Origin of the sequence: Rhodococcus sp. G-MC3, assembly GCF_030063335.1 — a bacterium.
Taxonomy (GTDB): domain Bacteria; phylum Actinomycetota; class Actinomycetes; order Mycobacteriales; family Mycobacteriaceae; genus Rhodococcoides.
On the sequence record NZ_JASISW010000035.1, the window covers coordinates 1 to 21,856 of the forward strand.

Consider the following 21,856-nt stretch of genomic DNA (forward strand, 5'->3'; position numbering starts at 1 on the left):
CGTATTCCGCTCCGTGTGCTTCCAGCAACCGCAGGGCCCTCGCACGGACCTCTGGATCGATTTTCTTGGGCATGTGCTCATCCTTCCTGACTCAGAAGGAAGCGGCATCAAACCTAGGGTGATTCATTTCGCTGCGTCGGTGGCGGCGATCGCCTTCCGGGTGGCGTTGTAGGCTTTGTCGATCGCGTGTCGGTGCCGGCCTTCGGAGTGGTGCCCGATTTTGATCGGCTCCCCTGCCGGGGGCAGGGCGGCGACGGCGCGCTGCTCTGCCTCCCAGGCCGCATCTGCTCTCTCGCTGCGGCGTTCGGCCTTGGCGCCGAGGGCGGCGAGGGCGGCGACGCGGTCGGTTTGCCGTTCGGCGCGGTCTGATTCGACGAGCGCGGCGGGCCGCGCGGTGGTGTCGATGTCGAGCTCGACGTCGAATCCTGCGGTGCGGAGCGCAGCGGCGGTGGCGTCGATTATGCGGCGTTGGGGCGGGCGGTCTCGGCTGCCACGGATTCCCCAGGTGATCAGGCTCGCGAACCAGCGCCAGCCGTAGGCTTTGAGGATGACGTTGGTGCCGTCGCCTTTTGCTGGTGCCGCCGATGAGGGTTCCGGCTTCGGCGGTGTGGGTGATGGTGAACATGCGCTGGGGTTCCTTCGCTCGGGTGATGTTGCGGCAGGTGGGGCGGTCAGGGCCGAGGCCACACGTCGGGGCGCTCGTGCGCTCCCCAGGTGTCGCCTGTCCGGGGGTGTTCGGTGTTGTAGGCGATGAGAACTCGGCGGGATCCCGGCGGGGCTGCTGTCCTGCAGGACGTTTCCGGCGACAACGTCGCCGCGGCGGTCGCGTGCCCACACGGCGGTGCGGGGTGTGAGGGTGCTCGAGGTGTCCATGTCGTCGCCTTTCGGTGCGGTGCTGCGGGGTGTGAGGGTGCTCGAGGTGTCCATGTCTTCGCCTTTCGGTGCGCTGCTACGGGTCAGTGGGTGTAGTGGTCTGGAGTGAGTCCGAGCTGGTGGTCGTGCTCGCCGTGGTGGCGTGCGGCGAGGTCGGCGAGGATCGGCCACAGGCTGAACTGGCCGCGTTGTGCTGCGCTCTGCCAGGTCGCCCACCGGTGGCGGGGTTCGCTGCCGGTCAATGCGGCGCGCATGGTCCAGCGAGCTGCTGCGCGTGCGGCGGCGATGTGCTCGACGGTGCGGTGGGTTTGCGTCCGGAGTTCGTGGTCGCGATGTCCTACCTGGGCGATGGCTTCGGCGATTGCATCGGTGCTGGCGGGGTTGTCGGCAAGGATGTTTGCGGCGGTCCACAGGACACTGACGGTTGTGCCGCGCAGGTCGTTGTGGATGACTGCGGGTGTGTAGCTCAGGTGACGGGTTTGATCCCGGAACGCTCACTAGACTCTCAGCGCTTCTCGGCGGGGTCCACTCCCGCCGCAGCGGCATCCGAGCGGTAGCCGCGGAGATCGCCGCGTCCACGGTGGCCGAACGGGTCATCGGCACCGGCGACCGCGCCCGGCTGTGCTTTCCGCGCTGTGTTGGACGCACCCGAGCATCGATCGGTTTCCTCTAAAATGTGTTGCCGCCCTTCATGATAGGCCGGGTCGGCCCTCGCCTGTAGATGCAGCGTGTCGGTGGCGCGATGAATACTCGATCACTACGAGGATCCGAACACTGCTCGGCCCGCCCCTGACCCGCGAAATCGCCTGCCAGACAGCACTGGCACTCGCCCTGTCCAGGGACGCTGACACCCACGGACGCTTGCTTGGCGCGAATTCCGACGCCGACACGGGGCGCCGTGCGGACGCAGAACAGACGGAATGTCGGAATATGGATCTACAGTCCATGCCATGAGCGAGAGCGACGCGTTCGAGGTGGCGGGTGTCCCGGAGCCGGTACTCGACGGACTCGCTGCGGCGCTGACCGAGAAGATCGATGTACTACTCGACCGATTGACCGACCGAGCAATGGCCATGCCGCAGGCAGGATCGCCGGCGTGGCGATCGCACTGGAACGAGCGCGAGAGCCCCAGCGGGCGCGCGCAGGACGCTCGCCGGCTGTATGTACGCGCTGTCCTCGCCAGCCGCGCCGGAATCGGCACACCCATCAACGCGCCCACCCCGGCACCACCGGCACCGGCACCGGCAGCGCGCCCACGGACCCGCCGTAGCCGCATCGACGCCGCGCAGTTGGCGATGTTCTAGAAAACCCTCTGGGCTCTGCAATGGTGCCGTCCGATGAGGCAGTCGGTGAACGCCACCATGCGCAACCCGCGCAGGCCGGTGCTCATCGATGACACTCCTCGATCAAGTGAGAAGATGAACGGCGTCGACATAGAACAGGGTCGAGGTACCGAAGAAGGAGTGCGATGGATGAGGTCCTGGCCCGGGCAGGCATTTTTCAGGGAGTCGAGCAGTCTGCAGTAGCAGCGCTGACGCAGCAGCTGCAGCCGGTCGATTTTCCTCGCGGACACCGAATCTTCACCGAGGGTGACCCTGGAGATCGGCTCTACATCATTGTCGCGGGAAAGATCAAGGTCGGTCGCAGCACGCCGGACGGCCGCGAGAACCTACTGACGGTGATGGGTCCGTCGGACATGTTCGGCGAACTGGCGATCTTCGATCCTGGGCCCCGTACGTCCACGGTCACCACTATTACCGACGTGCGCGCTGTCAGCATGGATCGAGATGCTCTCAAGGAATGGATCGATCAGCGTCCCGAAGTGGCCGGGCAACTGCTGCGCGTACTCGCCCGCCGCCTGCGCCGCACGAATGACAACCTCGCCGACCTGATTTTCACCGATGTCCCGGGCCGCGTCGCCAAGGCCCTCTTACAGCTCGCGCAACGTTTCGGTACCCAGGAAGCCGGCGCGTTGCGCGTCACGCACGATCTGACTCAGGAGGAAATCGCGCAGCTGGTCGGCGCATCGCGCGAGACGGTCAACAAAGCACTCGCCGAGTTCGCGAACCGTGGATGGCTGCGTTTGGAAGGCAAGAGCGTGCTGATCCTCGATTCCGAGCGTCTTGCCCGCCGAGCCCGCTGACCCGGGAAACTAGCCGCCAGGGCGCCACGGAGCCGCACTCGATGCAGGCTGCTTCTTCGACTCTATGAATGTATGCAGCCCTGTAGCCCCCCGCCTGATTCGTGTCCATACAGTTCGATAGTTGGCTTACCTTCACGAGAAAGCGGCAGGTCACCGCGGTTTCGGTATCGTGCTCATGCGGCGCCCGGCGATGTCGAACGTTGCTGTCGATGTTCCCTGCGGGTAGCCGGACAGGGCGGCAGTACTGGTATGTAGCACGGTGCTACCATGTAGGTATGACCAGGGCTAGTCAGCCGACCCGTCTGCCGGCCGATGTGTACGAATCGGCCGCGGCGGCCACGCTCACCACCTCCCGCACGGTGCCGCAGCAGATTGCGCACTGGGCGCGCATCGGGCGTGAACTCGAGATGTCGCCGCGGGTGAATCACCGTGCGGTCACCGAGGTTCTCGCCGGTGCCGGTTCCTACGACGCGCTCGGTGAACACGAGGCGGCCATCGTCCGCGAGGAGTGGACCGATCGGGCCACGACCCTTCGAAGCCGGCAGAACTATGCCGCCCAGTTCGCGGCAGCGGGGGAGTCGTACTCGGAAGTCGACGACGACGGCAACCTCATCGTGCACCCTGCTCACAGCTGATGCCCCTGCTGCATCTTCTGGCCGGACCCAATGGTGCCGGCAAATCGACCTATGTTCGCGATGTGCTGATCCCAGCCACCCGGCTCCCGTTCATCAACGCCGACGAGATTGCCCTCGAACGCTGGCCCGATGCGCAGGCCGAACACGCATACGAGGCCGCCCGAATCGCCGAAGCCCGACGTCGAGACCACATCGCCCAGAGGCACTCGTTCATCACCGAAACCGTGTTTTCGCATCCGAGCAAAGTTCAGTTGGTCTCCGACGCCGTGAACGCCGGCTACCTCGTCCACCTGCAGATCATCATCGTTCCTGTCGAGCTGACCGTGCAGCGCGTCGTCGAGCGGGTACGCCGCGGCGGACATGTCGTACCGGAGCAGAAGATCCGAGAGCGATACGAGCGACTGTGGACCCATCTCGATGCCGCGATCGACATCGCCGACGTCGTCGAGGTGTTCGACAACGGCAGCGCACAAACCCCGTTCCGGCCGTGCGCCCGGTACACCCACGGCGCACTCATAGGGCCAGCGAGCTGGCCCACATGGGCGCCCGCCGCCCTCCTCGGCAGCAGAAACATACCTCGGCACACGACACCACCAGAATCGGACCAGTGATCGCGGTACGGCGACTCGACGCCGAACTCACGCGACAACTGAACGCCGGATACATTCGCCCGACAGCCGGCCAACAGAACTGAAAAACCCGCGCGCAACGCAACCAGTTCACAACCAGTCGGCAGAATCCTTCGTGGGACAGCAGGTGGGCGGGCAACATGGTGATCATGCCGTCGAGTAAGCCCGAATCCGATCCGAAGCGTCCGGCCTCGACGAATGACGAATCACCACTGGCCGTCGACGAGCAGCGCATCACCGAGGTGGAGGAGATCCTTGCCGCCTTCGATGGCACTGCCATGGACGCGATGACACCCCAGTTCTAAGAGCACGCCTACGGGGAGCTGTCCATGGCGGTACGCGATCTCCTCGGCTACCTTCGTTCCGATACCGGCAACATATAGATTCGCACCGACGTCAGTGAGTCCACTCAACGACGCTTAATGACTGGTCACAGCGATAATCAGTGGGTCGAGGTTCCGAGAACAGCCTGTTGCGCACTTGGCTCGAAACTCGCCGGCGAAGGTTCGCATGTACATCAAGGTGCGCTGCGAGAGTCCCCGTATCTGAGGGAACTCGGTCGTCGCACCGCCAAGACCCGCTGCACGCCGGGATGCCCGACGTGGGTCGTCCGAATTGAATTCTTTCGCGCGGACAGGTTTCAGCCCCCGGTTCTGCGGCAAACCCAACACCGGGAAGCCCACGAGCTCGATGTCTGCACCCCACGCGCGCCATCAAGAAGCGGTGCCACGCGGGAAGCCGTTCTCCCGCTAACTATAGAGCGGGAGAACGGCTTCCGTGTGGTGAGCCCAGCCCCATTTCAGGGCTGTCGCCGCCCGATCCCCAGGCCTGCACGCGGCATTCACGGATATCCAGGACCCCCGCCACAGTGCAGGTCTCGAGTGTCGCCGGATCGGTTCGACCAGGGGCTGCCGATAGGTCGGTCAGCGAGATCAATCGAATTCTGCCGGGACGTGGCGACCGCGTGGAGACGCTATGTGGTGTGCTCACAAGGGATTTGATTGTGTAGCGAACCTGGCATTCGCCGGAGCCCAACGGCTGCCCATCCATGTCACCGACCCGGTGACGCCGTGTCGGTGTCGACTCGCGTCGATAATACGCTGTGACACAATATATCTCACGCTCTATACATAATGACATTCATTGCCGATGAGGTGCCATACGTCAGGTCGACGTTCGTTGGCGCCCGATAACGGGTTGTCACGTCAATCTGTCTGTTGCCCAAAAGAATCGGTGTCAGAGCGGTTGATCGGTCTCGGTCGAACCTGCATCCGCCCAATACTACTGGACTGCAACTACGAAACGATCTGCGAAAGCTGCACCGACTTTTCCGCCAACGAGAGCCGCCGCCCTCGACTCACCGACCAAGCAGCCGACGCCGCGTCACGAGATGAACCCCGACGGGAGATGGTCTACCTCGAACTGCTCAGCACCCTCGACTCGCGCCCACCCCACCCGCGATCACCGGCATAAGAGGCCTTAAATTCAACCTGTCAACGCAACAAGCTCCGCGGCAAGGCACTCTGCGGGTGACCTGAACCGAAGGCACTTTCGTGGACGGTTGTTCAGTTCGGCTGCGATCGAATCGAGATCTTGCTGAGTCAAATCTCCTATGTATGTGCCCTTCGGAAGGTACTGGCGCAAGAGCTTATTGGTGTTGTCGTTCGTTTCCGCCGGACCGCCATCGCCTCCACAACTCCATCTTCCCCTGATCCGACATTCCTGGACGGCCGATCCTCGACACCCACACCCTCATCGAACTGCACTGTTGCGCTGACCCTTTGATTCTAAGGCTACTTTTTTCAGAAACGCTGCCTCTGCCCGAAGTTCTCGATTCTCGCGTTCGAGCTGGGCGATGCGTGCTCGTTCGGTCACCGTGAGTTCGGTGTCCACGCCGCCGCCGTGAGTGTCGCGGTACTTCGCCAGCCACCGGCGCACACTGTCGTCGCCGACACCGTACGCCTTGGCGACCTCACTGACCGGCTTGGACGAATCGATGACCTCGCGGCACAGTTCATCCTTGAACTCTGCAGAGAACGATCGTCGTGATCTGCTCATGCTGGTCTGGCTCATTTCAGTAGATCCCTGTTCTAAGCGGGTCCACTGTCCGAAATCCCTGGGCCGATCATCTGGTCAAGACCGGCGTTCCGCTGTGCGCCGGAACGAGAGGTGGCGATGCCCGAAGAAGCTCATGGCGGCAACAACTGCCATCACCAGCGCTTGCGTCGGCAACGGTGGCCAGTCGAGGATTGAAACGAGGAAGGTTCCCAGGAGCAGATTCAGCGCGAGCCCGCCGGAATTGACCGCGACGAACGCACCGAAGTCTCGGGCCAGGTGGCCGTGCACCCGAAAAACGAGGGTCCGGTGCAGCACGAATGCCACGGTGACGGTCACGCTGTATGCGCCCACTACCGCCACCTGGTAGAGCTGGTCGTTGTCGAGTATCAGCGACCAGAGCACGAACATCAAATACCCGATGATGGTGTTGACCACCCCGACGACGGCAAACGCAATCGGCTGACGGCGAACTATGCGCAGGAGCGGCCCCCGGTCTTGCGGGTCCACAACATCCTCCGTCACGGCTCCACGACCCTATCAGCGGCGACCGGGTCTCGCCGCCGCCGGGATCGGAGGTACATCAATTCGAGGACGACGAGACCGGCCAGGCCGGCGACGATGGTGGCTCCACCGATTTTCCATCCCGGCGGACGCCACGTGAGAACCAACTGAGCATCGCTTGTTCCTGCTGGAATCTGTACGATCACAAACGATTTCCCGACCACATCGATCGGAACGGGTCTACCGTCGAGTGTTGCACGATAGCCGGGCCAGGCGAGCCGCGCGAAGACGACATGTCCACCCTTGTCGGAGCTGACGGTGGCTTGGCTCGTCGTATTGGACTCCGACGTCGACGTGGCGGTCGTCCCCTGCACATCGGAGATTCGACCGTTACGAGTCGAGACCGGCCCGTCGTTCCGTTCGAGAACCGAGATGTAGCCCTCGTGGCCTGGTGAGTCGACCCACTTCCATCCGTCCGGCGCCGGCTGCATTTGTGCATCGGGGTAAAGGGCGCGCTGCAACACCACCCGGTCGACGTTCATCAAATCGACGATGGTGCGACCGGTCGACGGTTCGACGACGAAGGCTCGACGGTAAGCGTCTGGGCAGACGCTCATGTCCCAACGCATGCAGAGCATCTCACCGAACCAGTAGTGACCGTTGGGTGTGTAGCCACCCGTGTACGTCAGCTCGAGATTCTTGGGGTAGTTGCCGAAGGCAAGTGAGCCGTAGGCGCCCTCGAGGGTCCGTTCATCCGGCTTTATCATTGCCCGGTCTGCCAGTTGCAGTGTGGTCCCGTCGAACTCGGGGAAAGCTTCCTTCATATCGGAGCGCTTCTCTGGTAGGTTCCAGCTCATCGGGGTGGGTTGAGCGGCCCGCACCTGGACGTAAGCGATAGGAAAGACCGCGATGACCGCGACCACGCACGTCACCGCAGTCCCTCTGAGCCGTCCGAGCCACACCATTACGCCACCCAGTGCGAGGACGAAGAGCACCGCGACGATGTGCCACCCCAGTTCCGCTGGGGCCGCCGACGACGACCGCACGAACAGCAGTCCGATCACTACGCCTGCAGCGCCGGCTCGGCGGCGCCACCCATCGGTGGTGGCGTACCTACCCAGCAGCGTGCACACCAATACCAGCAACCCTATGGCCACCATCGGCAGGACTCGCGCCGGCCAGCGGAGCGGGCCGATCGTGCCCGGCCCCGCAGTCCACATCAACACAATCGCCGTGAACAGGGCGACCGCGCTCATTTCCCGCGCCGAAGCTGCTGCTTTGCGCCAATCGATGAACGCCAGCGCCGGGATCAAGAACCACGCTATGTAGACCAACGGCAGCGGTTGAATGTATCCCCACCATGAGGTGAAGGCCGGCAAAGTGCTGGGCAAGCTGGCGTTGAGCGACTCCGACCAGGGCACGGTGAGAAACTGATCGTTCTTTATCTCCGACACTCCGCGCCACGTGACTCCTGCGGAGAGCAGGCTCGGCAGATACGTAGCGAGCCCCGCAGCTGCGGCGCAAGTCGACACTGCGAGCACGCGCAACGACGGCGCCCAACGTCTTTGATAGACGACCTCGCCGACTACGACGGCGCCGATCATCAGCCCCGCTTCGACTGCGGGGAAGACGTATTGGACCGACATCGCAAAATAGAGAAACACGAAGACGGGGATCGGTCCGCTTCGTCCGCGGGCGTACCGCACCGCTGATGCCCAGGCATGCACCAACCAGGCGGTGCCCGTGAAGGCGGTCATCCAGCTGGCCTCGTCGAGGAACAGTAGGAAGCCTGTGAACGGGACGCTAGCGCCCGCGACTGCTGCCCAGGGGGCCCTGGAGCCGTATTCCAGGCAAACCCGATAAACACCCAAACCCAGAATCACGGCAAAGACAAGCTTCACGACGGTGGCGTACAGCGCCAAGTTGTCGATCGAGGGCGCGATCAAGTCGATCAGCAGCTGAGGGGGGTTGAGGAGACCTGCTTCCTCGATTGTGTAGTTGCCCGCCATCCAGTGCTCGGGTACGAGGCTTGGTAGCTGGCCTTTGCGCAATTGCTGGCCGAGCATCACCCACAGCGGAGCGTACTGGGACTCGGTGTCGTCGGAATAGAAATGTCGAGCGTTGGCTAGCACCACAGCCAGATACCCGGCAACGATAGCGGCGGCCGTGACGCCGCCCCACGCGTACACGTCTCGGCGGGCAAGATTGCGAGTTTCCACCACGAGTTCCTCACCCTACAGGGACGCGGCAAGTCCAGCTTCGTTGTCGCAACAGAGCCGCTCAGCTGCACTACCGAGAGGGTGCCCGCGTGTTAATGTCCGAGGAGTTCGTGGTGGATTTGGCTTCGGGCGTCTCGACCAGGGATGAGGAGGAGCCGGTGCACTCGGTTTCAGTCGTAGTACCCGTCTACCGGGGCGAGCGAACGGTCGCAGCGCTGGTGGAAGAACTCACAGCACTCACTGCACCCACCATCACCCCCGGCGGCGCCGAATTCGCCGTGACCGAGGTCGTTCTTGTTCACGACAACGGGCCGGACCGGTCGGATACGGTTCTGCTCGAGCTGGAGCGCCGCGTCGAGGAGGTGCGTGCGGTGTGGCTCAGCCGCAACTACGGCCAGGATGCCGCGACCATCGCTGGGATGGCGGCCGCGCGCGGAGACTGGATCGTCACCATGGACGAGGACGGGCAGCACGATCCTGCGAACATCGCTTCTTTCATCGATGCGGCGCTGTCCGAGCGCGCCGACCTTGTGTATTCCAGTCCGACGAACACGCGCCCACATGGTTTCCTGCGCAACCTCACCTCACGCGGCGCAAAGATCGTGCTCGCAACCGTGTTTGCATTTCCGGCCTCGACGAGGTTCGAGAGCTATCGCTTGATTCGCGGCGATATCGGCCGCCAGCTTGCCGAGGTGGCTGCCAACGGCGCCTACCTGGACGTGGCGTTGACCTGGGTGGTGGGCACCACTGCCACAGTTCCCGTGGTGCTGCGCGCCGAGGAACGCGATGAGTCCGGTTACAACTACCGCCGCTTGTTCTCATTGTTCTGGAAGATGGTGCTGTGCAGCGGCACCCGCGGCCTCCGTGTGGTCAGCCTGCTCGGTGTGACCCTCGCACTGCTGGGTGTTGTCATGGCTGCGGTGATCGTCTATCAGGCGTTGAGCGGTGACAACAGTGATCCCGCAGGTTGGGCGTCGATGATCGTGGTGCTGCTCGTGTGTTCGGGCGCAATCTTGTTCTCGCTGGGTCTCATTGCCGAATATCTGGGCGTCGCTCTGCACATCCTGGCCGGCAAACCGCTGTACCTCACCGTCGACGCTCCGGCGCCGAGCGTGATCGACCGACAGGTATCCGGCCGATGAGGGTCGAGGCATTGGCGACCGAATCGGGCCACTGCGCGACACCGGACCGCATCATCTTCAGCCGTCCGTATCGGGCTGCTAACGAGCTGGCCAATCTGGCGACCGTACTGGAGTCCGATCACAGCCACGGCGACGGGCAGTTCACCAAGTCCGCTACGGCGCGCCTCAAAGCGATCGTCGGATCACCCCACGCTCTGTTGACGACCTCGTGCACACACGCGCTGGAATTGGGCGCGCTACTACTCGAGCTGGGCCCTGGGGATGAGGCGATACTGCCGAGCTTCGCGTTCAGCTCCGCAGCGACTGCCATCGCTCTTCGGGGCGCTACCTGCGTATTCGTCGACATCGACATCGAGACCGGGAACATCGACGCAAGTGCGGTTTCCGAGGCGGTCACCGAGCACACCAAGGCTGTGCTGGTCATGCACTACGGCGGAGTGGCCGCCGACATGGCGCCCTTGCTCGAGCTCGCCGAGCTACACGGTTTCGCGTTGATCGAAGACAACGCCCACGGATTGGGCGGAACATGGCGAGGCCGCGCCCTCGGCACCCTCGGAACCGTCGGAACGCAGAGCTTTCACGACACCAAGAATGTTCATTGCGGGGAAGGCGGTGCGCTACTGCTGTCCGACGATCTCCTCATGGAACGTGCCGAGATCATGCGAGAGAAGGGCACCGACCGGGCTCGGTTCCTGCGTGGCCAGGTGGACAAGTACTCATGGCAGGACATCGGGTCGAGCTATCTGCCGAGCGAGTTGAATGCCGCCGTGCTCGACGCGCAGTTGTCCGAGTTCGATGCGATCCAGGCCGGACGGCACCGCGTCTGGAATGCCTACTCGAAAGGGTTGTCCCGCTGGGCATCGGCGCACGATGCACACCTCATGACGATCCCTCCGGAACGTGAACATACGGCTCATCTGTTCTACCTACGGATGCCGACCGAGGACAGTCGCGACCGACTGATCCGCCATCTTGCGAAGTCCGGCATCTCCGCCCCCTTCCATTACGTCCCGCTCGACACCAGTACCGCGGGTAAGAAGTACGGCCGTACACCGAACCCGTGCGTGCGCAGTGCCGAATTCTCCTCGACGATCCTCAGGTTGCCCCTGTGGCCATTGTTGAATGTCGATCAGCAAGATCGCATTCTCGACGCGGTCGACGCATTCAGCTGGTAAGCGGAGGAGCAAGCGCTATTGCGGGCAACGATTGGGCCTCGACTGCGCCCACGGTCTCTGCGCCGGTGGGTAGAGTGCAGCCGGCCAACGTTACTGCTAGTACCTTCGCACATAAGCTTCCGCACCATCACCGATGTGATCTATCTGCAACGGTGGACTGAGCTCACCAGAAAATCGTCGACCCATGCGGCCCTGCCCGGCCACGTCCGCACTGCACTCGAGAGACTCGTGCGCGACAACGCCTCCGCCGACACTGTTCTCGACCGGATGTCCGCACATCTGGGTGGATTCCCCTGTGTGCTGGTCACTGCCGCAGGGCGTGTGGTCGCACGTTCGTGGGATAATCCCCGATCGGCTCTGGTGCACAAAAGCATTCGGAGCGCAGGCGGCGTCGGGCAGCCCGTCGGTGCATCGGACTCCCCTTATGACGCGTGGTTCCTCCAACTGCACCCCGGACGGCAGGCGCCACCGGGGGTGCTCCACGAGATGGCCGAAATACTGCAGCACTACCGGGAATCGGTCAGAAGTGCCGAATCCGAAGTCCAGCACGACGCCGACAAACTTCTGACGATGATCAACGACGGAACCTCCGATAGCAGCGCACTCGCTTCCGCGATTCGTGCGTGCGGGCTACCCGACCACGGGCCTTACCGGATCGTTGTCGCTTCGACCACACCTCATCGACCGGCCGCCGCGGTGGCTGCACTACGTGAATTGCTGTCGCAGGTAACCGAATTCCCTTTCGTCGTGCACGACGCCGGAACCGAAGCCATCGCGCTCTACCGCACCGGTGAGAGTCGGGCTGATCTGGTCTCGGCCCACCAGATGGTCCAAGCCTGCGATCCGCGAGTCGCGCTGTACGTCGGGATGGATTCCGCCGTACACACGACCGAACGCCTCTTCGGTGGGCTAGTGAGGGCACGGCATGCGCGCCGAGCGGCAGCAACTTTGGGCCGCGGTCTGGCGACAGTCGACGACCTCACCTGCTTGCCCGAACTACTGGCAGGGATCGACGCCCCCGTCCGCGCCAGCTACAGCCGCCAAGTCCTCGGTCCGCTGCTCCACGGTGATCCGGCCCGCGTCGCACTCCGCCTGACACTGCAGACATTCCTCGACAACAATGGCTCCTGGATCCGCACCGCGGAAGCCGTTCACCTACACGTCAACACCGTGCACTATCGCATCGAACGTGTAGAGCATCTCACCGGCCGCGACCTCTCCGACCTCGACGATCGCGCCGACCTACGCGTTGCCCTCTTCATCGCCAACGGCGGCACACCAGAACACACATGAGTCTCGGCCTTCCGATCACAGCTGCAGTTCACCGATACCGGGAATTTTAGTTGCCCAGGACATACCGTCGCGCTGGGGCCGGCATGGGGATTGCCTGAAAAACGGTTGATCCGGTCCTGGGTTCGACACGCCGAGCTCAGCTTGGCGGGAAGGATCGACGATGACCGAAACACTGGATCCCGTGGCAGCGACGAGCGCAACGGAATCGTGAAGCGCGTGCTCATCGATTCCCGGCCAATCGCGGTGGAGTGCCAGATGACCCCACTGGGCAAAACGCTTCGCGAGCCGGTTGACGTTCTGCTGGCCTGGACGCACCAGCACATGTCCCAGATCGAGGCTGCACGTGACGCCTACGACGACCAAGCCACAGACGCGGAAGCGTGAGTGGGCGGATGTCGCGGAGCCGTTTTGCCGGTTTGCTCGTCCGGCCAATCATCTGGACAGCTGCGGACTGCGGGGAGCGGGCGCTGCCGCCGCGTCATCGGGACGCCAAGCCTGCCAGCCGCGGCACAGCACGTACGCAACCAGCGTCGACACCGCGAGACTGCTGTCGCTGATGCTGTCTCGCACCGAGTCGGTCGCACCGAGATTCACCAGAGCGAAGACAGCAACCGCCGTCTTGTGGATCAGTAGTAGTTCCCAGATGCCCGGCTGCCGGCGCGGGGTCCACGCGAGCAGCCCCCACAATCCGGCGAAGACGAGATAGGCAGTGGTGCGCCAGAACTCCGTCAACATGTAGGCCTCGGGCGCGTTGGCCACCCGAGAAATCCCGTTGGCAAACGGAATGAGGGTCGAGAGCCCGGTGATAGCCATCAGCGTGCGGCCTGTCCGATCCGCCCAAGGGGCAGGGCGGCCGGAGGCGCTCTCGCGAGTGGTGAAGACTGACATGACGATCCTTTCATAGCGGCTACAGACCATGGAGAGCCACGACTGATGTTCCCGGTGTTGGCACCGGAGTAAGTGGCCTCGGTGAACCTGTAACAACCTTCGCGTGTGTGGCAGCTGAATCGCGTCGGTAGTAATCACCTAGATCCGATAACTACGCAGGTCCAAGATTTATCCCCGGAGGCATGGAGCCCGTATGCAAGGAGCCAGCAGGTCCGCAACCTCCTCTACCCCCGTCGTCGGTAGGCGGGGAGAGATCGCGCGGATCGACGAACTACTGGCCTCCGCTCGCGATGGCCACGGCGCAGTTCGAGTCCTGAGAGGGCCCGCGGGTATCGGCAAGAGCGCACTGCTGGCGTACGCCACCCGCGCGGCGACCGGGTTCGACGTCGTCGCCGCCTGTGGAGCAGAGTTCGAAGCGGACCTGCCGTTCGCCGGGTTGCACCAACTCTGCGTGCCGCTGCTCTCCCACCTCGCCGACCTGCCTACCCGGCACCGGGACGCACTCCGAGTTGCCTTCGGGCTGGACTCCGGCACCCCGGAGGTTTTCCGCGTCGGACTGGCGACCCTGGAACTGCTGGCGGCTGCGGCCGGGGGTCCTCCGCTGCTGTGCGTGATCGACGACGCGCACTGGCTGGACACCGCGTCATCGCAGGCGTTGGCGTTCCTCGCCCGGCGGATCACCGTCGAACCGATCGCCGTTCTGTTCGCGATCCGCACACCGTGCCCCGCGGACGAGCTGGATCGACTACCGGGCCTGGTCTTAGAAGGGTTGAGCGATGCAGATGCGCGGACACTGCTAGCGACGCACCGTCATGTGACACTCGACGATCAGGTGCGCGAGCGGATCCTCGCCGAGGCCCGCGGACATCCGCTGGCGCTGCTCGAACTGCCGAGCGCGGGCGGCTTCGCCCCGCCGGACCCGTCGTCGGTGGAGACCCGCATCGAACGTGGCTTCAGCGACCGATTGAGCACGCTGCCCGACGGGGCGACGATGCTGCTGATCATCGCGAGCACCGACCCAACAGGGGACCCGGGCCTGCTATGGCCCGCCGCGCACCTGCTCGGCATCGACGTGGCGACCAGCAGTGCTGCCGCGACCGCAACCGGGCTGGTCGAGTTCGGCACACGCATTCGCTTCTGTCATCCGCTCGCGCGCTCTGCGGTCTACCGGGTCGCGGACGCAGAGCAACGCCGCAACGCTCATCGTGTGCTGGCCGAAGTCACTGACCCGATCGCCGATCTCGACCGGCAGGTCTGGCATCGGGCGCAGGCCGCTTCCGGCCCCGACGACGATGTCGCCGCCGAACTGGAACGGTGCGCGGCGCGCGCGAAGGCACGCGGCGGTGTCGTGGCCGCATCCGCTTTCGCCGCACGCGCTGCCGAGTTATCGCTCGACTCCGCACACAGGATCGACCGGACGCTGTTGGCGGTACAGGCCCACCTCGATGCAGGCACAATCGATACAGCTGCGGACCTACTCAACACGGTCGACAACGTCGATATGGACACGCGACGGAACGCGCATGTCGATCAACTTCGCGGTCGGATTGCTTTCCTACGACACAATGACGACAACGGCCCGAACCTCATGCTTCGCGCTGCGCAGCGGCTGGCCGAGGTCGATCCAGAGCAATCGCGGGACACTCTGCTGGATGCGCTCGAGATGAGCATGGTCGTCGGCCGGGCCCACGGCGTGGTGAACAGAGTCCTGGACGCGGCACAGTTCTCCGCCCCGGCATCTCGTGCTCCCGATGCACTGGACGCCTTGGCCGTGTTGTCCGAGCACGGGCACCGGGCCGCCGCTCCGCTGCTGCGCACAGCACTGGACGGAGGCGACGAGCCGTTGTGGATCCGGCGCCCCGCACTCGCCGTCATGATTGCTGGGGAGCTGTGGGACCAGCACGTGCACGCGGAGATCGTGGACTGGTTGCTCAAGACCGGCCGCCAGTCCGGCTCGCCGATGACACTGCGTCTGGGCCTGGCTCAGGCGACGTCCAGAGCGGTGCTGACAGGCGACCTCGCTGCGGCCATCGCCGCGGTCGCCGAGGAGGAGGCGATCGCCGACGCGACCGGGGCGATCCCGCTGGACTATCCACAGCTGCAGCTGGCTGCGATGCGTGGGCACCGCGAGGCCGCGCTGCCACTGTTCGTCGAGGCCACGCAAGCGGCGACGGCGTCCGGCTCGGGACAGTTGATCGCCAACGTGCGCTGGGCTGAGGCGGTGCTGCACAACGGCCTGGCCGACTACCCGGCCGCACTGACTGCAGCTCAGCAGGCCAGCGCCCACGGCGACCTTCTCCTCGCCGGTCTGGCGCTGCCGGAACTGGTCGAGGCCGCCGTCCGCTGTGGGAAGGGCGACGTAGCGACCGCGGCGTTGGACTCGTTGACCGAACGGACACTGGCCGCCGGCACCGAGTCCGGCCTGGGTATCGCCGCCTACGCTCGCGGGCTGGTGACGGGCGCCGAGGAGCACTATGTGGAGGCGATCGAGCATCTCAATGAGAGCCCTTTGCTGCCCTACCGGGGCAGAGCTCATCTGCTCTATGGGCAATGGTTGCGACGTGCGGGCCGTCGGCGGGACTGCCGGTTGCATCTGCGCACTGCACATGAATTGCTCTCCGGAGCGGGCATCGACGCATTCGCCCAGCGAGCTGCCGATGAGCTACGTGCCACCGGGGAGAAGGCCCGCAGCCGTTCTGGGCACGCTCAAGACCAGCTGACCAGCCAGGAGCTACACATCGCCCGGCTGGTAGCTACCGGCGCGACGTCCAACGAGGTGGCGGCTCGGCTGTTCATCAGTCCCCGTACTGTCGACACCCACCTGCGCAACATCTTCCGCAAGCTCGGTATCTCCTCGCGCAGGCAACTGCGGGACCGGTCTGACCTCGGCTCCTGACGGACCGTCGGGCCTCACATGTCGGCGATGGGAATCGTCAGGAGGGGCTGGGGCCCACATGTACGCGTTCGCCGTGCATTCCGAAGAGAATGAGAAGCTCAACGGCCGCGCCGTCTGCGGAGTCCAATGCATGGGGACGCGACGTGTCGAATTCCGCGGCGTCGCCTGGTGAGAGTACGAATTCGTTGTCGTCGAGAGCCAAGTGCAGCTGCCCGTTCAGTACGTAGAGCCACTCGTAGCCTTCGTGGGTTTTCAAACCTGGCCGCGTTGTCGACTTCCGCTTCGGAATGACCATCTTGTACGACTGGACTCCGCCGGCGCGGCGGGTGAGCGGGATGAAGGTGAGCCCTGCTCGATGTATGGGTTGCAGATGAATGCGCGGATCACCGGTGCGAGGCGCGCCGACCACCTCGTCTAGCGCAACCCCGTACGCCTCCGCTAGCGGCAGGAGCAAATCCAAGCTCGGTCGACGCAGCCCGGACTCGAGCCGCGACAGTGTGCTCTGCGAGACGCCGGTGCGGGCGGCCAGTTCCAGCAGTGTCAGCCCACGCTGGCTACGTAGAGCACGCAACCGGGGGCCTACTGCTGCCATCACGTCCTCGACGCCACTGCCCATGCGTTCCATCTTGCTAGAACTGCAAGACGGCGTGCAAGTTTGCCCAGGTACGACGCAGACTGGGCATCTCGCGTTACGAACAGGAGAAGCCATGAACCCACCACTGGACGCTACCCAGAAGCCCGACGCAGCAGCGTTCTGGGACAAGCATTATCAGTCAGGTGAGCTATCTCAGAATCCGCCCGCCAACGCAGTTCTCCGGGACGTGGCACACACGTTGCAGTCCGGCAGCGCACTCGACCTCGGCTGCGGTACGGGCGGCGATGCGCTGTGGTTGGCGCGTCGGGGTTGGTCGGTGACGGCCACCGACATATCGCCCACCGCAGTTTCACACGTTTCGGCCAGTGCGCGAGCTCTCGGTCTGGCCGACACGGTGCATGCCGTATGCCATGACCTGTCGGCGACCTTCCCTGATGGCCACTTCGACCTGGTCTCGGCCCAGTACTTACAGACTCCGTTCGACTTGCCCCGCGCCCAGATTTTGCGTCGAGCCGCCCACGCCCTGACGCCCGCTGGCCTGCTGCTGATCGTCGATCACGGATCTGCAGCTCCGTGGTCGTGGAACAAGGGACCCGGAGTTCGTTTTCCGCTGCCGAGCGAAGTCGCCGCCGAACTCGCGCTCGACCCCGCGGTATGGCGTATCGAACGAGCGCAGGCGTGTAGCCGCGAAGCCGTCGGCCCGTCAGGAGAGCATGCCGAGGTGATCGACCACGTCCTACAGATCCGCCGCATCACCTCGTGATCAATTCACTCGCGACATCTAGGAAAGGTTCGACCCCATGACGCACCCGGATAGCCGGCCCCCGAGCACCGGTACAACCGAAAAAGAAGTCCTGCAAGGGTTTTTGACCTATCTGCGCGAATGCGCCACCGGCAAACTCCGCGACGTCGACGAGTCCGCGGCTCGCAGCGCTGCAGTGCCCTCGGGGACGAACCTGCTCGGACTCGTCCGGCACCTAACTTTCGTTGAGCGATCCACCTTCCTGGGCGAGACCACCACGAACTGGAAAGCCACATTCCACACACCCGACGGCGAGACGCTCGACGCAGTCGTCACGCAGTACCGCGAGGCGATTCGGCAGGCGAACGAGGTCATCGACAGCTACAACGACCTGTCCGCCCCAGCGCCTCGACGCTCCGGGCGCAGCAACGGGCCCTCGATGCGCTGGGCCCTGACACACATGATCGAGGAGACCGGCCGCCACGCCGGACATCTCGACATCATGCGCGAGCTGATCGACGGGAAAACCGGCCGATGACGCGTCGAGGTCACGCATTACAGCGCCGAGCCGCGCGTCGGACATTCGCCGCCGCGGTAGTAGAGGGTCACCGTTTCGGCTGCGGGGGTCGAGATGTCCCGCAGTCTTTCGGTTTCGAGATCGTTGTTGTTCGCCACAGTGAATGGCAGCGGTGCGGGCGCGTCCACCTGTGATAAGCACGACCCGAAATACGCCGGAACGATGAAAGCGTATTCGATGGATGTTTGCCTGCATCGCCGTCGCCGCCGCGGTTGCTCGAGTCCAGGTCGTAATCTTCAATCGTCACCACATCCGACGAGCGCTGCGGACAGTGCTACAACGCAGGTGACGGTCGACAAACGCGCGAAAGAGGCAGTGATATCAAGGAGGATACCGAGATCGCGGGTGTCCAAACCTGACCATGTGGGGTTTCGAGACGAGTCGAATCGGATATCGTCGCCCCACTGCGAACACGCGTGCTGATGGCGAACTACGACTCGACGGACAATAGATGACTTCTTTCAAAACCCGGGTTCTGCGTGCCCGGGATTCGTTCTGGTTTCTGCCCGCGATGCTCGGGGTTGCCGCGTTGATAGTGGCACAAGCGTTGGTGATGCTGGATCGATATCTCGACAGCACGGCGCTCGGGTCCTGGGGATTTCTGCTGTATCGGGTGGGGGCCAGTGGCAGTCGCGACATCCTCGGCGCGATCGGCGGCTCGATGCTCGCGGTGGCGGCCACCTCGTTCTCGATCACGATTTCGGTTCTCGCGACGGCGAGTTCGACGTACGGGCCCCGGTTGGTTCGTAATTTCATGTCGGATCGGGGAAATCAGTTCGTACTCGGTATCTTCGGAGCCACGTTCCTTTACAGCCTGATGGTGCTGCGGTCGATTCGCTCGGACACCGACGCAATGACCTTCGTCCCCGACATCGCCGTCAATGTCGCCGTCCTTCTCGCGGTGGTCGACGTCGCTGTCCTGGTCTATTTCATCCATCACATCGCCGATTCCATTCAGGTGTCCACCCTGTCGGCACGAGTCCGCGGCGAGCTCGTCGCCGTCACCGACGCTCTGTATCCGAAAAAACTCCCAGACGAGGCCACCGGCGCTCGAACATTGCCTGCGACAGCTCTCGCCGTCGGCTCCGATGCATCGGGTTTCGTCGTGAGGGTCGACGAGAACGCGTTGATCGCCGCAGCAAGCAAGGCGGGGAGCGTGGTGGAGATGCACGTGCGCGCCGGAAGTCACGTGATCGAAGGAGAGAATATTGCCTCGTTCACCGGCAATACCAGCGACGCCATGGCGAAGGAGATCCGCGACGCGGTGGTTCTGGATGCCACACGTACGCCGAGTCAGGACATCGAATTTGCGATTCAGCAGCTCACCGAGATGGCCGTTCGGGCGATGTCGCCGAGCACCAATGACCCGTATACGGCCCGCAACGCGCTCGCCGAGCTAGCCGTCGGCATGGTGCCGCTCGCAACGCGGCCGGCTCCACTGCTCGGTCGCAACGACGCGGATGGACACTACCGTCTGACGATCTCGCTCCCCTCCGTCCCCGAATTGATCGACCAGGTATTCGACGCCATCCGCCAGTACGGGCTCGGCAACCCACCGGCCGTGATCGCAGCCGTAGACCTCGCCCGACGGATCGGAACCGCCACGATCCACGACGAGATCCGCGTCGCGGTAGTGCGACAACTGACGGCTCTCCGTAGTGCATTCGGTGGCGGCGATGCGGACCCGATCGACGTCGACACGTGTTGCAAGCACATCGACGTGGCTACGTCGGCGATCAACGCGAAAGCCTGAATCGCGTCACGCACGGGTGTCTCGGCAGCTGCAACGGTCAGGTGTTCGCTCGCGCGATGGATCAACGGCAGATCGGAAGTCCACCTCAGTGCCGGCAGGACTGGTGCCCCGCTGCGCTGGGGCACCGTCGTGGTCCTCGATGCGCACGGTGGTCGAGGCGTACGTTGTTGACTCGCCTTGCTCATTCGGGTGAGCCCATCGCGGTCGATGTCTCCGACCAAGTCAATGTAGTACGCGATAGTGAACGAAACACTGGAGGATAGACTCTGGGCGGACCTAGTCGCTTCTTGCACCGGCATATCAGAAGCGTCGAAGATTCGGGCACGTTCCCACCTCCTCCCCTCGACCATTGGCGTCTACCCTGGAAAACACAGCAAGTAGGACTACACCCACCCGAGTCGCGCGGCACTGAAAGGACTACTCAGTGGTGGAATTCGACCGCGAGGGGAGCCAGCGTGGTGGAACCCGAGAACGACGATAGACAAGCAGGTCATTTTTTCCAGCTGCCGCCGATCAATCCGGACCACTGGAACGATGACTTACGTGCACAGCGCCTGAAGGACACACGCCTCGGCGCAGGGTGGGGAGCACTGCGGCGCACTCTGGTACGCATGGGTTGGCTGTTGGTCGTTGTGGCAGTTGTGAGTTCTTTTTACTACGTCTACGACGTGCGACCAGAACGCGAACGGCTGGCCCGGACAAATCCACGTTTGTATCACGTGTACGACGCGCAGGACCGAGCCGACGATCGGACTGCAGTGGTCGACCTGGCTGGTTTGGGCATTCTCGATGCCACGCACACAGCCCACGCACTGCCCGCGCTCGCGCTGATGGGGCAGGTGTGGGCAGTGCAGTACGACAATGCAGGTCTGGACACGGCGGTGATCAGCGAGCTCATCACCCGACGAGCACACCAGCGTGGCGTGACCCAGATCGTGGTGGTCGGTCATAGCATGGGCGGCATCATCGCGCTGGAAGTGGCTACGCATCTCTACGAAGACACCGATCTGAGGTTGCGGGCTGTAATGCTGGATTGCACCCCGGTCAATTTGCATGCGGTTCGCAGCCGGAGCCGCGACGCCGGTGAAGACATGCTGCGCTGGATGGGGTGGTTACCCGGAGCACGTGAAAGTCGCACGCTGCGAGTACTAGTGGAGACTGTTGCCCGCAAGGACCGGTTCGTTACCCACTCGGCTGATGGTGTGCCGTCGATCGATACCCATGAGCTTTACACAGTCGTCACCGAAGTGTTTCGCGAAAAGATTCGCTCGAGTAAGGCAGCGAGTAACAGTCTCATCGAATCCCAGTTCAATGCCATTGTCGCCTCGGGTGCGCAGAAGAATTTGGAGGCGTTGACTGCCGAGTTCGAGGACAAACCGCTGCCGGCGTTCGTGTTCCTGCGCCCGAAGATCGGAGAACACGATCCGGTCGTCGACGTCGATTACAGTCAGCGAGTGCTGTTCGAACAGACGGGCAAGCCGCCCGGGCGACTCCTAGTGGTCCGCATGCCACAGACTGCTCACGCCAACCCCATCCAACAGCCAGAGGTCTACAACCCGGCCATCGAAACCACAGTGTTGCCCTTCCTCGAACGAATACAGCAACTGGGCGATGCCAGCCCGGCCGCAGGGGCAACCGAGTTCCGCGACGACAACCCGCAGTAGGCTGCAGACAGCGTAACTTCCCGCGCTCTACGCCTGTCCGTGAATTCAAAAATTTGTGTGACACATTCGCCAT

General features: G+C 63.6%; 20 protein-coding genes and 1 pseudogene. 14 read left to right on the top strand and 7 right to left on the bottom strand.

The window, feature by feature from the left end:
* Positions 1-123 precede the first annotated feature (123 nt).
* A complete protein-coding gene (locus QMK17_RS24645; protein WP_283511927.1) occupies positions 124-927 on the bottom strand; it encodes a DUF3560 domain-containing protein in 804 nt (267 codons plus the stop codon).
* A 29-nt stretch (positions 928-956) separates the two neighbouring features.
* Positions 957-1,127, bottom strand: a complete 171-nt coding sequence (locus QMK17_RS24650; protein ID WP_283511928.1) for a hypothetical protein — start codon at positions 1,125-1,127, stop codon at positions 957-959.
* Between the two features lie 696 nt (positions 1,128-1,823).
* On the opposite strand from QMK17_RS24650, the gene QMK17_RS24655 reads away from it, so the two are divergent.
* The 5 genes from QMK17_RS24655 to QMK17_RS24675 all read left to right on the top strand — a co-directional run bounded on the left by QMK17_RS24655 (position 1,824) and on the right by QMK17_RS24675 (position 4,585).
* Positions 1,824-2,177 (top strand): hypothetical protein, encoded by a 354-nt coding sequence (locus QMK17_RS24655; protein ID WP_283511929.1) that lies wholly within the window; start codon positions 1,824-1,826, stop codon positions 2,175-2,177.
* A gap of 164 nt (positions 2,178-2,341) precedes the next feature.
* Positions 2,342-3,016, top strand: coding sequence for a Crp/Fnr family transcriptional regulator (locus QMK17_RS24660; RefSeq protein ID WP_283511930.1), 675 nt, complete (start codon positions 2,342-2,344; stop codon positions 3,014-3,016).
* 275 nt (positions 3,017-3,291) lie between these two features.
* Positions 3,292-3,651, top strand: coding sequence for a TA system antitoxin ParD family protein (locus tag QMK17_RS24665; RefSeq protein WP_283511931.1), 360 nt, complete (start codon positions 3,292-3,294; stop codon positions 3,649-3,651).
* The gene (locus tag QMK17_RS24670) at positions 3,651-4,262 is read left to right on the top strand and encodes a zeta toxin family protein (protein WP_283511932.1); all 612 of its coding nucleotides are present in this window, start codon (positions 3,651-3,653) and stop codon (positions 4,260-4,262) included. Before QMK17_RS24665 ends, QMK17_RS24670 begins: the two co-directional genes overlap by 1 nt.
* A 167-nt stretch (positions 4,263-4,429) precedes the next feature.
* Positions 4,430-4,585, top strand: a complete 156-nt coding sequence (locus tag QMK17_RS24675; protein ID WP_283511933.1) for a hypothetical protein — start codon at positions 4,430-4,432, stop codon at positions 4,583-4,585.
* A 1,492-nt stretch (positions 4,586-6,077) separates the two neighbouring features.
* Here the strand turns inward: QMK17_RS24675 and QMK17_RS24685 are convergent.
* From QMK17_RS24685 to QMK17_RS24695, 3 genes and pseudogenes are all read right to left on the bottom strand, one after another.
* Positions 6,078-6,338: pseudogene (locus QMK17_RS24685) on the bottom strand (transposase); the annotation flags it as partial.
* Between the two features lie 75 nt (positions 6,339-6,413).
* A complete protein-coding gene (locus QMK17_RS24690) occupies positions 6,414-6,845 on the bottom strand; it encodes a GtrA family protein (protein ID WP_283511934.1) in 432 nt (143 codons plus the stop codon).
* An 11-nt stretch (positions 6,846-6,856) separates the two neighbouring features.
* Positions 6,857-9,058: a DUF3488 domain-containing protein gene (locus QMK17_RS24695; RefSeq protein WP_283511935.1), complete on the bottom strand. Its 2,202-nt coding sequence runs from the start codon at positions 9,056-9,058 to the stop codon at positions 6,857-6,859.
* Between the two features lie 158 nt (positions 9,059-9,216).
* Between QMK17_RS24695 and QMK17_RS24700 the strand changes: the two genes are divergently transcribed.
* From QMK17_RS24700 to QMK17_RS24715, 4 genes are all read left to right on the top strand, one after another.
* Complete coding sequence (locus QMK17_RS24700) at positions 9,217-10,200, top strand: glycosyltransferase (protein ID WP_283511936.1); 984 nt, start codon at positions 9,217-9,219, stop codon at positions 10,198-10,200.
* Entirely contained in the window at positions 10,197-11,375 is a 1,179-nt protein-coding gene (gene rffA, locus QMK17_RS24705; protein ID WP_283511937.1) for a dTDP-4-amino-4,6-dideoxygalactose transaminase, read from the top strand. The genes QMK17_RS24700 and rffA overlap by 4 nt, the downstream gene beginning before the upstream one ends.
* Before the next feature lie 135 nt (positions 11,376-11,510).
* Entirely contained in the window at positions 11,511-12,668 is a 1,158-nt protein-coding gene (locus QMK17_RS24710) for a PucR family transcriptional regulator (protein WP_283511938.1), read from the top strand.
* Between the two features lie 141 nt (positions 12,669-12,809).
* The gene (locus QMK17_RS24715; RefSeq protein WP_283511939.1) at positions 12,810-13,052 is read left to right on the top strand and encodes a winged helix-turn-helix transcriptional regulator; all 243 of its coding nucleotides are present in this window, start codon (positions 12,810-12,812) and stop codon (positions 13,050-13,052) included.
* Positions 13,053-13,100: 48 nt separating this feature from the next.
* On the opposite strand, the gene QMK17_RS24720 is transcribed toward QMK17_RS24715, so the two are convergent.
* Positions 13,101-13,556 carry a hypothetical protein gene (locus QMK17_RS24720; protein WP_283511940.1) on the bottom strand — a complete coding sequence of 152 codons (456 nt, stop codon included), beginning with the start codon at positions 13,554-13,556 and terminating at the stop codon, positions 13,101-13,103.
* Between the two features lie 193 nt (positions 13,557-13,749).
* On the opposite strand from QMK17_RS24720, the gene QMK17_RS24725 reads away from it, so the two are divergent.
* Positions 13,750-16,452 carry a helix-turn-helix transcriptional regulator gene (locus QMK17_RS24725; RefSeq protein ID WP_283511941.1) on the top strand — a complete coding sequence of 901 codons (2,703 nt, stop codon included), beginning with the start codon at positions 13,750-13,752 and terminating at the stop codon, positions 16,450-16,452.
* A 37-nt stretch (positions 16,453-16,489) separates the two neighbouring features.
* On the opposite strand, the gene QMK17_RS24730 is transcribed toward QMK17_RS24725, so the two are convergent.
* On the bottom strand, positions 16,490-17,068 hold the full coding sequence (locus tag QMK17_RS24730; protein ID WP_283511942.1) for a helix-turn-helix domain-containing protein: 579 nt from the start codon (positions 17,066-17,068) through the stop codon (positions 16,490-16,492).
* Positions 17,069-17,159: 91 nt separating this feature from the next.
* Here QMK17_RS24730 and QMK17_RS24735 point away from each other — a divergent pair, with 91 nt between their 5' ends.
* From QMK17_RS24735 to QMK17_RS24750, 4 genes are all read left to right on the top strand, one after another.
* Positions 17,160-17,810 (top strand): SAM-dependent methyltransferase, encoded by a 651-nt coding sequence (locus QMK17_RS24735; RefSeq protein ID WP_283511943.1) that lies wholly within the window; start codon positions 17,160-17,162, stop codon positions 17,808-17,810.
* 37 nt (positions 17,811-17,847) lie between these two features.
* Complete coding sequence (locus QMK17_RS24740) at positions 17,848-18,327, top strand: DinB family protein (protein ID WP_283511944.1); 480 nt, start codon at positions 17,848-17,850, stop codon at positions 18,325-18,327.
* A gap of 490 nt (positions 18,328-18,817) precedes the next feature.
* A complete protein-coding gene (locus QMK17_RS24745; RefSeq protein ID WP_283511945.1) occupies positions 18,818-20,119 on the top strand; it encodes a DUF2254 domain-containing protein in 1,302 nt (433 codons plus the stop codon).
* 503 nt (positions 20,120-20,622) lie between these two features.
* Positions 20,623-21,783 (top strand): alpha/beta hydrolase, encoded by a 1,161-nt coding sequence (locus tag QMK17_RS24750; RefSeq protein ID WP_283511949.1) that lies wholly within the window; start codon positions 20,623-20,625, stop codon positions 21,781-21,783.
* Positions 21,784-21,856 lie beyond the last annotated feature (73 nt).

Excerpts from the sequence above, each read along its gene's own strand:
- QMK17_RS24655 (WP_283511929.1), top strand. The coding sequence starts at position 1,824 with ATGAGCGAGAGCGACGCGTTCGAGGTGGCGGGTGTCCCGGAGCCGGTA.
- QMK17_RS24645 (WP_283511927.1), bottom strand. The coding sequence starts at position 927 with ATGGACACCTCGAGCACCCTCACACCCCGCAGCACCGCACCGAAAGGC.
- QMK17_RS24670 (WP_283511932.1), top strand. The coding sequence starts at position 3,651 with ATGCCCCTGCTGCATCTTCTGGCCGGACCCAATGGTGCCGGCAAATCG.
- QMK17_RS24740 (WP_283511944.1), top strand. The coding sequence starts at position 17,848 with ATGACGCACCCGGATAGCCGGCCCCCGAGCACCGGTACAACCGAAAAA.
- QMK17_RS24650 (WP_283511928.1), bottom strand. The coding sequence starts at position 1,127 with ATGCGCGCCGCATTGACCGGCAGCGAACCCCGCCACCGGTGGGCGACC.
- QMK17_RS24735 (WP_283511943.1), top strand. The coding sequence starts at position 17,160 with ATGAACCCACCACTGGACGCTACCCAGAAGCCCGACGCAGCAGCGTTC.
- QMK17_RS24725 (WP_283511941.1), top strand. The coding sequence starts at position 13,750 with ATGCAAGGAGCCAGCAGGTCCGCAACCTCCTCTACCCCCGTCGTCGGT.
- QMK17_RS24720 (WP_283511940.1), bottom strand. The coding sequence starts at position 13,556 with ATGTCAGTCTTCACCACTCGCGAGAGCGCCTCCGGCCGCCCTGCCCCT.
- rffA (WP_283511937.1), top strand. The coding sequence starts at position 10,197 with ATGAGGGTCGAGGCATTGGCGACCGAATCGGGCCACTGCGCGACACCG.
- QMK17_RS24675 (WP_283511933.1), top strand. The coding sequence starts at position 4,430 with ATGCCGTCGAGTAAGCCCGAATCCGATCCGAAGCGTCCGGCCTCGACG.
- QMK17_RS24745 (WP_283511945.1), top strand. The coding sequence starts at position 18,818 with ATGACTTCTTTCAAAACCCGGGTTCTGCGTGCCCGGGATTCGTTCTGG.
- QMK17_RS24730 (WP_283511942.1), bottom strand. The coding sequence starts at position 17,068 with ATGGGCAGTGGCGTCGAGGACGTGATGGCAGCAGTAGGCCCCCGGTTG.
- QMK17_RS24660 (WP_283511930.1), top strand. The coding sequence starts at position 2,342 with ATGGATGAGGTCCTGGCCCGGGCAGGCATTTTTCAGGGAGTCGAGCAG.
- QMK17_RS24665 (WP_283511931.1), top strand. The coding sequence starts at position 3,292 with ATGACCAGGGCTAGTCAGCCGACCCGTCTGCCGGCCGATGTGTACGAA.